The organism is Sphingomonas sp. (assembly GCF_048595155.1).
In the GTDB taxonomy this organism is placed as follows: Bacteria; Pseudomonadota; Alphaproteobacteria; order Sphingomonadales; family Sphingomonadaceae; genus Sphingomonas_I.
The window spans coordinates 1-13,829 of sequence record NZ_JBMDXN010000100.1 but is presented as its reverse complement, the minus strand read 5'-3'; the positions used below and the strand labels follow the sequence as shown (position 1 = coordinate 13,829).

Here is a 13,829-nt window from a genome sequence, read left to right as displayed (position 1 = left end):
TCCGCCATGTCCGGATCGGTCATGATCGTCGCCGGGTTCGAATTGACGAGGATGATGCGGTAGCCCTCCTCGCGCAGCGCCTTGCACGCCTGCGTCCCCGAGTAATCGAACTCGCACGCCTGGCCGATGACGATCGGGCCGGCGCCGATGATAAGGATGGATTTGATGTCGGTGCGCTTGGGCATGGGTTATGCGAGACCTGAAAGCCCTCTCCCTGCAGGGAAAGGGTTGGGTGAGGGTGAACGACGCAGATGGAGAGCAGACTGACTCCGGTTGCGCGCGAGCTCCGGCGAGCGGTGACGGATGTTGAAGCGGTGCTCTGGCAGCGCCTCAGGAACCGGCAGATCGAGGGCGCCAAGTTTGTGTGCTGACGCGGGCTCCTCCCAACCCCAGCCCTCTTCCCGCTGGGGAGAGGGGATCACCGTACACTCCGCAACTGGCTCACGAACTGCTCAAACAGGTAATGACTATCCTGCGGGCCGGGGCTGGCTTCCGGGTGATATTGCACCGAGAAGGCCGGCTTGTCGGTCAGGCGCAGCCCCGCCAGTGATCCGTCGAACAGCGAGATATGGGTAGGCTCGGCATTGGCCGGCAGCGTCTCGGTCAGCACCGCGAAGCCGTGGTTCATGCTGGTGATCTCGACGCGGCCGTCGTCATTGCGTTTCACCGGGTGATTGGCCCCGCGATGGCCCTGGTGCATCTTGGCCGTCTTGGCGCCGACCGCCAGACCCAGCAATTGGTGCCCAAGGCAGATGCCGAAGATCGGCTTGGCGATCTTGAGCAATTCCTGGATCACCGGCACCGCATAAGCGCCGGTCGCGGCCGGATCCCCTGGGCCGTTGGACAGGAATACGCCGTCCGGATCGTGCGCCATGACGTCCTCGAACGTCGCCGTAGCCGGCACGACGGTGACGCGCGCGCCGGCCGCAACCAGATTGCGCAGGATGTTGCGCTTCAGCCCGAAGTCGATCGCCACGACGTGCGGCCCGTCCGGGTTGGCGGCATGCGTCGCGTAGCCCTCCCCCAGCGTCCACAAGCCGTCGTCCCATTTGTAGCTCTGGGTCGAGGACACGTCCTTGGCGAGGTCCATGCCCTCGAGCCCCGGCCAGCTGCGCGCCTGCTCGGCGAGCGCATCCAGATCGAATTCGCCCTTGGCATTGTGCGCGATCACGCCGTTCGGCGCACCACCCAGGCGGATGGCGCGGGTCAGGGCGCGCGTATCGACACCCGACAGCCCGATCCGGCCGTTATTGCGCAACCAGCCGTCGAACCGCTGCGTCGACCGGAAATTGGAAGGATCGGTCACGTCCTCACGCACGACGCAGCCGAGCGCATGGGGGTTGATCGCTTCGATATCTTCAGGATTCGCACCGACATTGCCGATGTGCGGGAAGGTGAAGGTCACGATCTGCCCGGCATAGGACGGATCTGTCATCACTTCCTGATAGCCGGTCATCGCCGTGTTGAAGCATACCTCGCCCACGGCGGCCCCTTCGGCCCCAAAGCCGCGGCCCCATATGACGCTACCATCACCCAGCACGAGGACACCGGTTGCGCCTTCGGGAGACGGCGCGCGAGAAGTCGTGGCGTCGGCCATAGTAGGCGGGCACTCCAATGGGTTGAGCAGCGATGTCGCTAAGCGCCGTCCGCTAGACGGCCTTGTTCGGCGGGTCAACTCTACCCAATCGGGCGGGTTCCGGCTAGAATGGAGGTTTCCGCTCCACCCCGAGAGATTCCATGATTAGAGACGATATCAAGACGGCGCAGCTCGCCGCGATGAAGGCGCGCGACACCGCAACCGTCAACGCCACCCGACTGATCCAGGCCGCGATCAAGAATCGCGATATCGAGCTTCGCACCGCCACGACCACGCCGGACGACGACGTGCTGGTCACCGAAGTCCTGCAAAAAATGATCAAGCAGCGCCGCGAATCGGTCGATCTGTATCAAAAAGGCGGCCGTCAGGAGCTGGCCGACGCAGAGCTGGCGGAGATCGCGGTCATTGAACGCTTCCTGCCCCAGCAGATGAGCGAAGCCGAAGCGGCCAGCGCCATCGACGCCATCGCGACCGAACTTGGCGCGACCTCGGTCAAGGACATGGGCCGTGTGATGGCTGCCCTCAAAGAGCGCCACGCCGGCCAAATGGACATGAGCAAAGCCAGCGCGCTGGTGAAGGCGCGATTGGGGTAATGGCGTAACGAAAGAGCGGTAGGTCGCGCCTCCGTTTGAAAAGGGCAGGCGCTGAAGCTCCCCTCCCGCTTGCGGGAGGGGCTGGGGGTGGGGATGACCGTCTTCCGGACGAGGAACACGGAAAGAGCGCGTGAACTCCGTAACGCGGCGAGCCCCGCCGAGCGTTTGCTTTGGAGGCACCTTGGTGGCCGTCGGCTAGGGGGGTATAAGTTCAGTCGGCAAATGCCGGTAGGCGACTATTTTGCCGATTTCCTTTGCAGAGAGTGCGGGCTGATCATTGAAGTCGACGGCTACAGTCATGACGTGCGTATCGAGCAGGATCAGCGCCGGACAGAGTCGTTGAAGAAGCTGGGATTTACCGTCATCCGATTCACAAATGCGGACGTGACAGAGCGACTGGAAGGCGTCCTGCTGGAAATTTTGCAAGCATTGAGCCGGTTGATCCCCCACCCCCAGCCCCTCGCGCAAGCGGGAGGGGAGCTCTTTTGAGCCTGTCCCCGCAATTCCTGGATGAACTCCGCCACCGGACCTTGCTGTCCGGGCTGATCGGCCGCACCGTCAAGTTGCAGAAAGCGGGCCGCGAATATCGGGCCTGCTGCCCCTTTCATGACGAGAAAACACCAAGTTTTTACGTCAATGACGAGAAAGGCTTCTATCATTGCTTCGGATGTTCGGCCCATGGCGACGCCATCCGCTTTCTGACCGAAGCCAAGGGCATGCCCTTCATGGATGCGGTCAAGGAACTCGCCCAGGCGGCGGGGCTTGAGCTGCCGGCGCCTGATCCGCGTTCCGCCGAACGGGCCGAACGCGCCACCGGGCTGGTCGCCGCGTCAGAGGCCGCGCAGAAATGGTTTGCGGAGCAGTTGCAGGGCATCGCCGGCACGGAAGCGCGCGCCTATCTGACGCGGCGCCGCGTATCGGATGCGCTGGTGAAGGCGTTCGGCCTGGGCTTCGCGCCGGATTCGCGGGGGAAGCTCAAGGCGGCCCTCGCCAGCTTCGGCAATGATACGCTGGTTGAAGCGGGGCTGCTCATCCTGGTGGATGATAAAGAGCCCTATGACCGCTTTCGCGGACGGCTGATCTTCCCCGTTCGCGACGCGCGCGGCCGTACGATCGCGTTCGGCGGACGCATCCTCGACAGCGGCGAGCCCAAATATCTGAATTCGCCGGATACACCGCTCTTCGATAAAGGGCGCACGCTCTACAATCTCGATCGCGCCGGCCCCGCCAGCCGCAAGACCGACCGGGTGATCGTCGTTGAGGGCTATATGGATGTCATCGCGCTGGCAGGCGCCGGCATTGACGAGGCGGTTGCTCCCTTGGGCACGGCGCTGACGGAGGCGCAGATCGAACGGCTCTGGCGGCTCGTGCCGGTTCCGATCCTGTGTTTCGATGGCGACAAGGCCGGGCAGAAGGCCGCGATTCGCGCCGCCTTGCGCGCCTTGCCGATGGTGGCACCGGATCGCTCCCTGCGCTTCGCCACATTGCCCAACGGGCAGGATCCCGACGATCTCATCAAGGCCGGCGGCAAGGCCGCGTTCGAAGCCGCGCTGCAGACCGCCATTCCGCTGGTCGACCTCATCTGGCGGCACGAGAAGGAAGCGACCCCGCTCGATACGCCGGAAACGCGCGCCGGCTTGCGCCGGCGGCTGGCCGAGCTTGCCGGCACGATCGCCGACAAGGGCACAGCCGAAGAATATAAGCTGGAATTTCGCCGCCGCTTCGACGCGCTGTTCGGATCCGCGTCCAGTCGTCCCGCCCATGAGGAACGCTCTTTTCGGGAAAGACAGCCATTCCGCCGCGGCGATTTCCGCAAGCCTCCGCCCCGGCCCACGACCCCGGGCGCGCGCTCGATCGGCAAAGGCGGTGTCGATCCGATGTTCGCGCGCGCCATCATCGCCGGGCTGGTCCTCCACCCAGGCATTCTGGCGGCGCATGCCGAGGCGCTGGCCGAACTCCCGCTGGGCGATCCGGTGCTCGAGCGCATCCGCGATGCGCTGGTCGATGCGGCTTTCACCGGCCGCTCCCTTGAAGGTGACGGCGCGCATTCCATATTGGCAAATGCCGGGCTTGGATCGGTGGCGGATGAGCTGTGCCAGACGAACAGTCTTGCCTTTTCCTTTCTGCGCAGCGATGCGGACCCGAGTCGTGCGACGCGCGATCTTGGAGAAGCGATCGACGTGTTGGTAACGCACCCGCTGATCGAGCAGGCGCTGGCGGAAGCAACCCGCAGATTGGGCACCACGACGGATGAGGCGAGCTTCGCGGAACAGCAGCGTTTGACGCGCGAAAAGCGGGAAGTCGAACGTCGGCTGATGGATTTATTGCAGCCGGAAGGCGAATGAGCGAGTTACGGGATCAAAGAGGTAGCATGGCGAAGAACGGCATGGTTGCGGATGCAGGCGAGAAGATGGACAGTGGCGATGCGCCTCTGATCGATCTCAACGACTCGTCGATCAAGAAAGTCTTCGCGCGCGCCAAGAAGCGCGGTTACATCACCGTGGACGAGCTCAACGAAGCTTTGCCGCAAGATCAGATGACGACCGATCAGATCGAAGACGTGATGTCGGCCCTCAACGAGATGGGCGTCAACGTCGTCGAGAATGAGGAGGCTGGCGAGGAAGGCGAGCAGACTCAGCAGCCGGAAGAGGACGAGGTCGAGGAAACGACCGGTGACGAAACCGTCACGACCTTCACCGCCACGGCGACCAAGAAGGAAACCGTCGATCGCACCGACGATCCGGTGCGCATGTATCTGCGCGAGATGGGCGCGGTCGAACTGCTCTCCCGCGAGGGCGAGATCGCCATCGCCAAGCGCATCGAGGCCGGCCGCGACACGATGATCCAGGGGCTGTGCGAGAGCCCGATTACTTTCAACGCCATCATCGACTGGTCGACCCAGCTGAACGAAGGCACGATGCAGCTGCGCGAGATCCTCGATCTCGATGCGATGGTCTCCAAGGGCCCGACCGCCGAGCAGGTGGAAGGCGCCGAGGACGACACAGGCGAAATCAGCGAGAAGAGCGCCGGCCCGTCCTTCAAGGAAGAAGACGAGCCCGAGGAATCCGCCTCGTCCGACGAGGATGAGGACGGCCTGACCGAACGCCGCGTGCCGCGTCCGTCCGACGACGATGATGAGGATAACACCTTGTCGCTGGCGCAGATGGAAGAGCAGCTCAAGCCGCAGGCGCTCGAAAAGTTCGCGGCCATCACCGCACTCTACAAGAGCTTCGCCAAGCTCCAGGCCAAGCGCGTCGACGCGCTCGGCATGGGCGATGACTTCCCCAAGGCGGAAGAGACCAAATATCAGAATCTGCGCGAGGAATTGACCGCGCAGGTGGAAAGCGTGAAGTTCCACGCCGCCAAGATCGAACATCTGGTCGATCAGCTTTATTCGTTCAACCGGCGCCTCACCGCGCTCGGCGGCCAGATGCTGCGTCTGGCCGAGCGCCATAAGGTGCCCCGCAAGGATTTCCTGGACCGCTATATCGGCCATGAAACCGAGGAAGGCTGGCTCACCACCGTTTCGAAGCTCGACAAGAAGTGGACGGCCTTCGCGACCGAAGAGGCTGCCCCGGTCGAGCGCATTCGCGCCGAGATCGGCGAAATCGCGTCGGCGACCGGCATGTCGCTCACCGAGTTCCGCCGCATCGTCAACATGGTGCAGAAGGGCGAACGCGAAGCCCGCATCGCGAAGAAGGAAATGGTCGAGGCGAACCTGCGCCTCGTCATCTCGATCGCGAAGAAATATACCAACCGCGGCCTGCAGTTCCTGGATCTGATCCAGGAAGGCAATATCGGCCTGATGAAGGCGGTCGATAAGTTCGAATATCGCCGCGGCTACAAATTCTCGACCTACGCCACCTGGTGGATCCGCCAGGCGATCACGCGCTCGATCGCGGACCAGGCACGCACGATCCGCATCCCGGTCCACATGATCGAGACGATCAACAAGCTGGTCCGCACCAGCCGCCAATTCCTGCACGAGACCGGCCGCGAGCCGACCCCGGAAGAGCTGGCCGAGCGCCTGAGCATGCCGCTCGAAAAGGTGCGCAAGGTGATGAAGATCGCCAAGGAGCCGATCAGCCTCGAGACGCCGATCGGCGACGAGGAAGATTCGCACCTGGGCGATTTCATCGAGGACAAGAATGCGGTGATCCCGGTCGATGCCGCGATCCAGGCCAACCTCAAGGAAACGGTCACCCGCGTCCTCGCCAGCCTCACCCCGCGTGAGGAGCGCGTGCTGCGCATGCGCTTCGGCATCGGCATGAACACCGATCACACGCTGGAAGAGGTCGGCCAGCAATTCTCGGTGACGCGCGAACGTATCCGCCAGATCGAGGCCAAGGCGCTGCGCAAGCTCAAGCATCCGAGCCGCAGCCGCAAGATGCGCAGCTTCCTCGACCAATAGGTCGGGCTGCGCATCGGCCGCGCGCGCTGCGCCTCGCGATGGCGCCAGTGTAACCATAGTCCACGTCACCCTGAACTTGTTTCAGGGTCCATCCCGCGGCCAGGCAACGCAGCCTATAATCGGGTGTCGATAAGGCGTAATGCGCACACTCGTCAACGACGCGTGCCTCCCGATGGATGCTGAACCAAGTTCAGCATGACGAGCGGGTGGCCGCCCACCCGTCGCCCCCCAACGCACCGTCGCCCTGGACCTGTTTCAGGACCTGCTCCGCGACGCGTCTAGCGCGCTGCTTGGACTCCAGTCCTCTGTCGGACGGCCCAAACTGACAGCTGCCCGCCGCAGCCGGCGATCAACGTGCGGTTTGGCAAACTCCGGTCGAGCGGCCTGGCCCTACCCCGCCGTCCAGCCCTTGGCATCGACCGTCTCGGCCTTGTGGGTGCGACGGTCGTACAGGCACAGCATCGTGCTCGGCGCATTCTTCATGTAACGCTGCTTGTAACGCCCGCGCACGAGCATGGCGTCGCGCCCGACCTGATCGCTGAAGTTGAGCGGCGCGGACACGGTCGGACGGGCCAGATTTGCCGCCGCGATACAGGCCGCGCGGCCCGCCTTCGTCGAAGCCGCCCAGGCGGCATCGGTCGACGCCTGTGCGGGCGCCGCAAGCGACGGCAGGAGGAAGGCCGCCAGTACAACCGAAGCGGAAGATCGGATCATCGAAGGTCCTTTTTCAGTAAAGCAGATAAGGCTCGCGCTCCTCACGCCAGGCCTCTTCGTCCGGGCTTGCGAGCGCCTCCAGATCAGCTGGCACGGCGGCCGCATCATCGACCCATTCCCGCAAGCCGGGGCCGCCATTGATCACGTCGATCGGCAGCTTCCCGAAGGCATATTCGTAAGGAAAGTCGCGCCATAATTCATAAGACGGATACAATCCCCGGATCGCCTTGAACGCGAGCGCCTGCAGCCGCCACGGGCGGAACGCCTCATGATCATAGCAATGTCCCTCCGCATGGATGTGAACACCCGAGCAAAGCTGGTGGACATGCTTGTGAAAGGTCGGCTCGAACATGATCTCGCGCAACGCGCAACCGGCCAGCCAGTCCGGCGCCAGCCGACGCATTTCGGCAATGACATCGCGCGCGACGATGTCCGGCGCGCCGAACAATTCCAGCGGGCGGGTGGTGCCGCGCCCTTCGGACAAGGTGGTGCCCTCCAGCATCACCGTCCCGGAATAAGCGCGTGCCATCCACAGATTGGGCGCGTTCGGGCTGGGGTTGATCCACAAACGCTCGCCCAGCGGCCAGCCATATCCAGGCGCAGCGTCCGGCGCATAGCCGGTCATCTGAATGACCCGATAGGCCACATCCAGCTTGCCGCGGGCAATGAACCAATGGCCCAGTTCGCCCAGGGTCAGCCCATGCCGCATCGGCATCGGGCCTGCGCCGACGAAGCTCTCCCATCCCGCGATCAGCGTGGTGCCTTCGACCGGACGCCCCGCCGGATTGGGCCTGTCGAGCACCCAGACCTCCTTGCCATGGGCCGCGGCAGCTTCCAGCACGTAGAGCAGCGTCGTGATGAAGGTGTAGATCCGGCAGCCCAGATCCTGCAGATCGACCAGCAGCACGTCGAACGTGGCCATTGCCTCATCCGTCGGGCGGCGCACCTCGCCATACAGGCTGAAGACCGGCATGCCGTGCACGGGGTCGGTGAAATCGGGCGATTCCACCATATTGTCCTGCTTGTCGCCGCGCAGGCCGTGCTGCGGCCCGAAGGCCGCGGTCACGTTCAACCCCGCCCCCACCAGCGCGTCCAGCGAATGAACCAGGTCGGCCGTAACCGATGCTGGATGAGCCAGTAGCGCGACGCGGCGCCCCTTGAGCTCAGCGACAAGCGAAGGGTCGGCGAGCAGCCGATCGATACCGAATTCCATACAGTCAGCCTGCTGGCGGCAGTTCGGCCGCGAAGCAAGCGGCGTTGTGGAAATCGGGAGGCCCGGGAGGATGCGCGAGTGCCCAGAAAGAGCGTACACCGCTTGTGTCCTCGATTACCGCGGACAGACCGATCGGCCCCGTCACATCGGGCGGAAGGGACAGCGTGGCAGAGAGGGTCGCGCGCCCCCTTCCCTCTGCCCAGGCCACCGCCGGATCCGGAATATCGGCTTCACGCATGCCGGCCCGATACGCATCGAAATGGTAGGCGGCCCATTGCGTGGAGGGGGAGAGGTTGAATTCATAATAGCCGTCGCCCGCGCCGACGAAGGCTTCTAAGCAGCTATGTTTCCACAATTCGTCGGTGCGGACGGCCGGCCGAAACCCCGGGAAGCGGACGCGGTTGAGGTCGCCGAACAGATGATAGTCCAGCCGCAGGCCGCCGGGCACGCGCGCCAGTTCGACCTCGATCCGTGTCGCCGGCGACGGGCTGCTCGGGTGAAGGTTCAGCGACAACATGGGAGCTCCCCTTGGCGCACTTCGGCCGTCATTGCGAGGAGCGGAGCGACGAAGCAATCCAGCCCTACATCCAAATCTTGGGGTACGGATCCTGCCAATCGGGATTGGCGTGCTCCATCAACGCAAGCTTTCTGAAACGCGACCCGCCCTTGATCTGCTTCTCGCGCAGGATCGCATGCTCCATAACTCCATGATGTAGACGGCGGGCTGGCGATCATGGACATTCGACTGGATTGCCGCGCCGCTACGCGGCTCGCAATGACGATGCGAGGCCGGCGAACCCGATGCAGTTCGGCCGCAGCAACCGCGTCTTCACCCTCGCATCCTTGAACGAACATGCTAAGCGCCGCCGCATCATGAGCGAATTCCAGTCCGACTTGCTGCGCGTCCTCTCTGAGCGCGGCTATATCCACCAGGTCACCGATGCGGCCGCGCTCGACGCGCTTGCCGCCAAGCAGATCGTGCCCGCTTATATCGGCTTCGATCCAACCGCGCCGTCGCTGCATGTCGGCAGCCTGGTGCAGATCATGATCCTGCGTCGCCTGCAGCAGACCGGGCACAAGCCGATTGTGCTGATGGGCGGCGGCACCGGCAAGATCGGCGATCCCAGCTTCAAGGACGAAGCGCGCAAGCTGCTGACCAACGATCTGATCGCGTCCAACGTCGCCTCGATCAAACAGGTATTTTCCCGCTTCCTCACCTTCGGTGATGGCCCGACCGATGCGGTGATGGTCGACAATGCCGAATGGCTCGACGCGCTGGAATATATCCCGTTCCTGCGCGAGGTCGGGCAGCATTTCTCGATCAATCGCATGCTCAGCTTCGATTCGGTGAAGCTGCGGCTCGACCGCGAACAGTCGCTGTCCTTCCTCGAATTCAACTACATGATCCTCCAGGCCTACGATTTCCTGGAGCTGTCGCGCCGCGCCGGCTGCCGCCTGCAGCTCGGCGGATCGGATCAATGGGGCAATATCGTCAACGGGATCGAACTGGCCCGGCGCATGGACGGCACCGAAGTGTTCGGCGTCACCACCCCGCTCATCACCACCGCCGACGGCGGCAAGATGGGCAAGACGATGGCGGGCGCCGTCTGGCTGAACGAAGATCAGCTCCCCGCTTACGATTATTGGCAATTCTGGCGGAACACGCATGACGGCGACGTCGGCCGTTTCCTGCGCCTGTTCACCGATCTGCCGCTCGACGAGATTGCGCGACTGGAGGCGCTGGAAGGCGCCGAGATCAATCATGCCAAGGTCGTGCTCGCGACCGAAGCCACCAAGCTCTGCCGCGGCGCCGAAGCCGCCGTGCAGGCGCAGACCACGGCGCAGGAAACCTTCGCCCAGGGCGGCGCCGGCGAAGGCTTGCCCACGATCCGGGTGACCGAAGGCACGATCGGCATCGTCACCGCGCTTACGGTGCTCGGCTTTGCCGGCTCCAATGGCGAAGCCCGGCGCAAGATCGCGGAAGGCGCGGTGCGTCTCAACGACATCCCGATCAAGGACGAACGGTATGAAATTGTCCTCGACCAGGACGCGCCGGTAAAGCTCAGCCTCGGCAAGAAGCGCCACGGACTCCTCGAAAAGGGCTGATCGCCACTGGCCCTCGCGCGCAGGGTCCCGCCCGCCTCAATTGGTTGGGCTGGGCTGCGTGAATGGCGAGCAGCACGGCTTGGTGACGGGCTGGAATTCCATCAGCTCGGCCCGCGTACCGTCCGGATCGTAGAGGTTCGCCTGCCACTTGCCATCGAGGCCCATATTGGGGCCGTCATGGCGCGGGCTAAGCCGGTCGCCGGCGATCAGCGTCGTCACCGCATTCTGCATGTTGGGCACGCCAAGCGAAAAATGGTTGAGCACGCCCAGCTGCCGGGCATCCACGCGCTCCATCGGCACCGTCGATCCGTCGCCCACCATCATATATTCCAGCCAATCGCGGCTGTCGGGCGCTTGCTGCGAGACCCAGTCGGTGGCCCCTTCCTTCTTCGCGCCATACCAATAAGGCCGGAAGCCCAGCAGATCGCGGTAGAAGCTGTCCTGCTTCACGCGATTGCGGACCATCAGGCCAACGTGGATGATGCGCCCGCTGATCGCGCCCGGCTCTGCGCGGGGGGCCGCAACGGACTGGACGAACTGCACGTCATTGCCTTCCGGATCCTGTGCCGAAAACCACAGGCTGCCGTCGAACGCTTTCGTGACTGGCGACACGCCGGGATAGCCACGCGCGATCAGATAAGCGCGCAGGCCCGCGGCATCCGTCGTGCTCCAGCCGATATGGGCAAGACGGCTCTCCCCCGGATTGGGGCCAAGCGGCAGCACTTCCACGAATTGCGTCGTGCTGAAATGATAGCGCACGCCGTGCGGATTCTCCGGATCGGTCGCCTTATGGGCACCAAGGATGCGGGTATAATAATCATCGGAGGCCGCCATGTCAGCGGAGAAGACCGCGATATGGGATATGCCCGTGATCGGCGGCCGCTGCGGCGCCGCCAAGCCGGTGGTAGCCAGCACAAATCCCAAAGCAATCGTGGCAAGACGCCGCATCTTCATCCCCTCATTGGTCTGGTTGTACCCAGTCCCCAAATCCGGTCTTGCCGGGCGCCCGCCCCGGCGTAAACCCCTGTTCCGCGGCGATAACCCGATTATGTCCGACACGATCACCCCGATCGGATCAGTCCTACCGCTGCATCCCGCTCGAACAGATACAGCGCCGTCCGTGCCGCCTGTCCGCGGGGTCCGCTCAATCCGCCATCGCGATCCACCAGCAGCCGGGCATCCTGCGTCGCCGTCTCGATCAGGGCAGCGCTATGCTCCGGCGTGGCAAGCTTGAACGCGGCTTCGCCGGACTGGCGTGTGCCCAATATCTCGCCTGCGCCGCGCAGCCGCAAATCCTCTTCGGCAATGCGGAAGCCGTCATTGGTTTCGCGCAGCAGCGCCAGCCGCGCGCGCGCCGTTTCGCTCAGGCCGCCGGCGGTGCGCAGCAGCAGGCAGATGGATCGGCCCTCCCCCCGGCCGACGCGGCCACGCAGCTGATGCAACTGGGCCAGACCGAACCGATCGGCATGCTCGATCACCATCAGGGTGGCGTTCGGAACATCCACGCCGACCTCGATCACCGTCGTGGCGACCAGCAGACCGAGCTCCCCACGCTGGAATGCGGCCATCACCGCGTCCTTCTCCGGTCCCTTCATGCGGCCGTGGACGAGGCCGACCTTACCTGGGAAGCGCGCGTTCAGCGCGGCGGCGCGGCTCTCGGCGGCAGCAAGGTCGCTGACCTCGCTTTCCTCTACCAGGGGGCACACCCAATAGGCTTGGTCGCCCCCCGCCAGATGACGCTCAAGGCCGTCGACCACTTCGATCAGGCGGTCGTCTGATATGACGCGTGTTTCGATCGGCTGCCGGCCCGGCGGCATCTCGTCCAGCCGGCTGGAATCCATCTCGCCATATTGGCTGAGCGTCAGCGTGCGCGGGATCGGCGTGGCCGTCATCGCGAGCAGATGGGGCGGCCGCTCCGCCTTCTGGGTCAGCAGCATACGCTGGGCGACACCGAAACGGTGCTGCTCGTCCACCACGGCAAGGCCAAGCTTCTTGTAGCTGACAGCCTCCTGAAAGATGGCATGCGTGCCGATCAGGATGTGGATCGATCCGTCGGCCAGCCCCATCAAGGTTGCTTCGCGCGCCCGCCCTTTGTCCCGCCCGGTCAGGATGGCGATATTGACAGGCACGCCCGCCAACAGCCGCGACAGCGTCGCATAATGCTGGCGTGCGAGGATTTCGGTTGGCGCGAGCAAGGCCCCCTGCGCCCCCGCCTCCACCGCGATCAGTAGGGCCATCAAAGCGACCAGCGTTTTGCCGGCGCCGACATCGCCCTGCAGCAGCCGCAGCATGGGCGCGCTCTGCGCCATATCGCCTTCGATCTCACGCACGGTGCGCGTCTGCGCGCCGGTCGGCTGATAAGGCAGCCGCAGGGCATCCCGCAGCCGACCGTCGCCAGCCAGCGGTGTGCCCCGCCGTCCGCGCGAAGACGCGCGCACCAGCATCAACGCCAGCTGATTGGCGAAGAGCTCGTCATAGGCCAATCGCTCGCGGGCCTTGGCATCGGCGGGATCGGCGTGGATCCGGCGCAAGGCGTCGGCCCAACTCGGCCAATCCTGCTTGGCCAGCAAGCTCGGCTCGATCCATTCGGGCAGCACCGGCATGCGCGCGATCGCCTGCGCCACCAGCGCGCCCAGCCGCTTGTTGGTAAGCCCCTCGGACAAGGCATAGACGGCCTCACGAGCCGGCAGGGCCTGCGCCTCCTCCGGCGTCATCACCTCGGGATGCACGATCTGCAGCCATTGGTCGTAGCGATCGAGCTTGCCGGAAATGGCCTTGGCTTCGCCGAGCGGCAATTGCTTCTTCGCCCAGCCCGAGGAGCCGCCGAAGAAGACAAGACTGACGACATTGCCGGCGGAGTCGCGCGCGACCACCCGGGACGGGGCCCGCGCGCTGCCGCCCATGCGATATTCCGTCGGGGTTACGGTGATCGTGATGATGCGCCCGACATCCGCCTCGTCCAGCTCCGTCACCGCCTTGCGATCCACCCATCCGGTGGGGAGGTGGAACAACAGATCGATCACACGCGCCAGACCGAGGCGGCCGAGCGGCTTGGCAAGCGTCGGCCCGACGCCTTTCAGCGCCTCCACCTCGGCGAACAGCGGATTGAGAATGTCGGGTCGCATGATTAGATACGGGTCATTAGCCCCCCGTACCGGCGTCGCAAAGCGGCCGCCGGATCTTCCCTTTTGGAGC

Annotated in this window: 13 protein-coding genes; 6 read left to right on the top strand and 7 right to left on the bottom strand. The window is 64.4% G+C overall.

Features of this window, described 5'->3' with window-relative positions:
* A partial coding sequence (locus tag ACOJSI_RS14965) for a hypothetical protein (RefSeq protein WP_420139095.1) occupies positions 1–185 on the bottom strand: 185 nt, incomplete at its 3' end.
* A 66-nt stretch (positions 186–251) separates the two neighbouring features.
* Between ACOJSI_RS14965 and ACOJSI_RS14960 the strand changes: the two genes are divergently transcribed.
* Entirely contained in the window at positions 252–371 is a 120-nt protein-coding gene (locus tag ACOJSI_RS14960; RefSeq protein WP_420139094.1) for a DUF559 domain-containing protein, read from the top strand.
* 47 nt (positions 372–418) lie between these two features.
* Here the strand turns inward: ACOJSI_RS14960 and carA are convergent, their stop codons facing one another.
* On the bottom strand, positions 419–1,597 hold the full coding sequence (gene carA, locus ACOJSI_RS14955; RefSeq protein WP_420139093.1) for a glutamine-hydrolyzing carbamoyl-phosphate synthase small subunit: 1,179 nt from the start codon (positions 1,595–1,597) through the stop codon (positions 419–421).
* Between the two features lie 140 nt (positions 1,598–1,737).
* Between carA and ACOJSI_RS14950 the strand changes: the two genes are divergently transcribed.
* The 4 genes from ACOJSI_RS14950 to rpoD all read left to right on the top strand — a co-directional run bounded on the left by ACOJSI_RS14950 (position 1,738) and on the right by rpoD (position 6,601).
* Complete coding sequence (locus ACOJSI_RS14950; RefSeq protein ID WP_420139092.1) at positions 1,738–2,190, top strand: GatB/YqeY domain-containing protein; 453 nt, start codon at positions 1,738–1,740, stop codon at positions 2,188–2,190.
* Between the two features lie 93 nt (positions 2,191–2,283).
* Positions 2,284–2,679 carry an endonuclease domain-containing protein gene (locus ACOJSI_RS14945; protein WP_420139091.1) on the top strand — a complete coding sequence of 132 codons (396 nt, stop codon included), beginning with the start codon at positions 2,284–2,286 and terminating at the stop codon, positions 2,677–2,679.
* Positions 2,676–4,535, top strand: coding sequence for a DNA primase (gene dnaG / locus ACOJSI_RS14940; RefSeq protein WP_420139090.1), 1,860 nt, complete (start codon positions 2,676–2,678; stop codon positions 4,533–4,535). The genes ACOJSI_RS14945 and dnaG overlap by 4 nt, the downstream gene beginning before the upstream one ends.
* Before the next feature lie 26 nt (positions 4,536–4,561).
* Complete coding sequence (gene rpoD / locus ACOJSI_RS14935; protein ID WP_420139089.1) at positions 4,562–6,601, top strand: RNA polymerase sigma factor RpoD; 2,040 nt, start codon at positions 4,562–4,564, stop codon at positions 6,599–6,601.
* 390 nt (positions 6,602–6,991) lie between these two features.
* On the opposite strand, the gene ACOJSI_RS14930 is transcribed toward rpoD, so the two are convergent.
* Genes ACOJSI_RS14930 through ACOJSI_RS14920 form a run of 3 tightly spaced genes read right to left on the bottom strand, consistent with a single transcriptional unit; the run spans position 6,992 to position 9,045 of the window.
* A complete protein-coding gene (locus ACOJSI_RS14930) occupies positions 6,992–7,315 on the bottom strand; it encodes a hypothetical protein (protein ID WP_420139088.1) in 324 nt (107 codons plus the stop codon).
* A gap of 13 nt (positions 7,316–7,328) precedes the next feature.
* Entirely contained in the window at positions 7,329–8,528 is a 1,200-nt protein-coding gene (locus ACOJSI_RS14925) for an exo-beta-N-acetylmuramidase NamZ domain-containing protein (protein ID WP_420139087.1), read from the bottom strand.
* A 4-nt stretch (positions 8,529–8,532) separates the two neighbouring features.
* Positions 8,533–9,045: a DOMON-like domain-containing protein gene (locus tag ACOJSI_RS14920; protein WP_420139086.1), complete on the bottom strand. Its 513-nt coding sequence runs from the start codon at positions 9,043–9,045 to the stop codon at positions 8,533–8,535.
* Positions 9,046–9,401: 356 nt separating this feature from the next.
* On the opposite strand from ACOJSI_RS14920, the gene tyrS reads away from it, so the two are divergent.
* Positions 9,402–10,634 carry a tyrosine--tRNA ligase gene (gene tyrS / locus ACOJSI_RS14915; protein ID WP_420139096.1) on the top strand — a complete coding sequence of 411 codons (1,233 nt, stop codon included), beginning with the start codon at positions 9,402–9,404 and terminating at the stop codon, positions 10,632–10,634.
* A 36-nt stretch (positions 10,635–10,670) separates the two neighbouring features.
* Here the strand turns inward: tyrS and ACOJSI_RS14910 are convergent, their stop codons facing one another.
* Entirely contained in the window at positions 10,671–11,582 is a 912-nt protein-coding gene (locus ACOJSI_RS14910; RefSeq protein ID WP_420139085.1) for a VOC family protein, read from the bottom strand.
* A 113-nt stretch (positions 11,583–11,695) separates the two neighbouring features.
* Positions 11,696–13,759: an ATP-dependent DNA helicase RecG gene (gene recG, locus ACOJSI_RS14905; RefSeq protein ID WP_420139084.1), complete on the bottom strand. Its 2,064-nt coding sequence runs from the start codon at positions 13,757–13,759 to the stop codon at positions 11,696–11,698.
* Between the last annotated feature and the right edge of the window lie 70 nt (positions 13,760–13,829).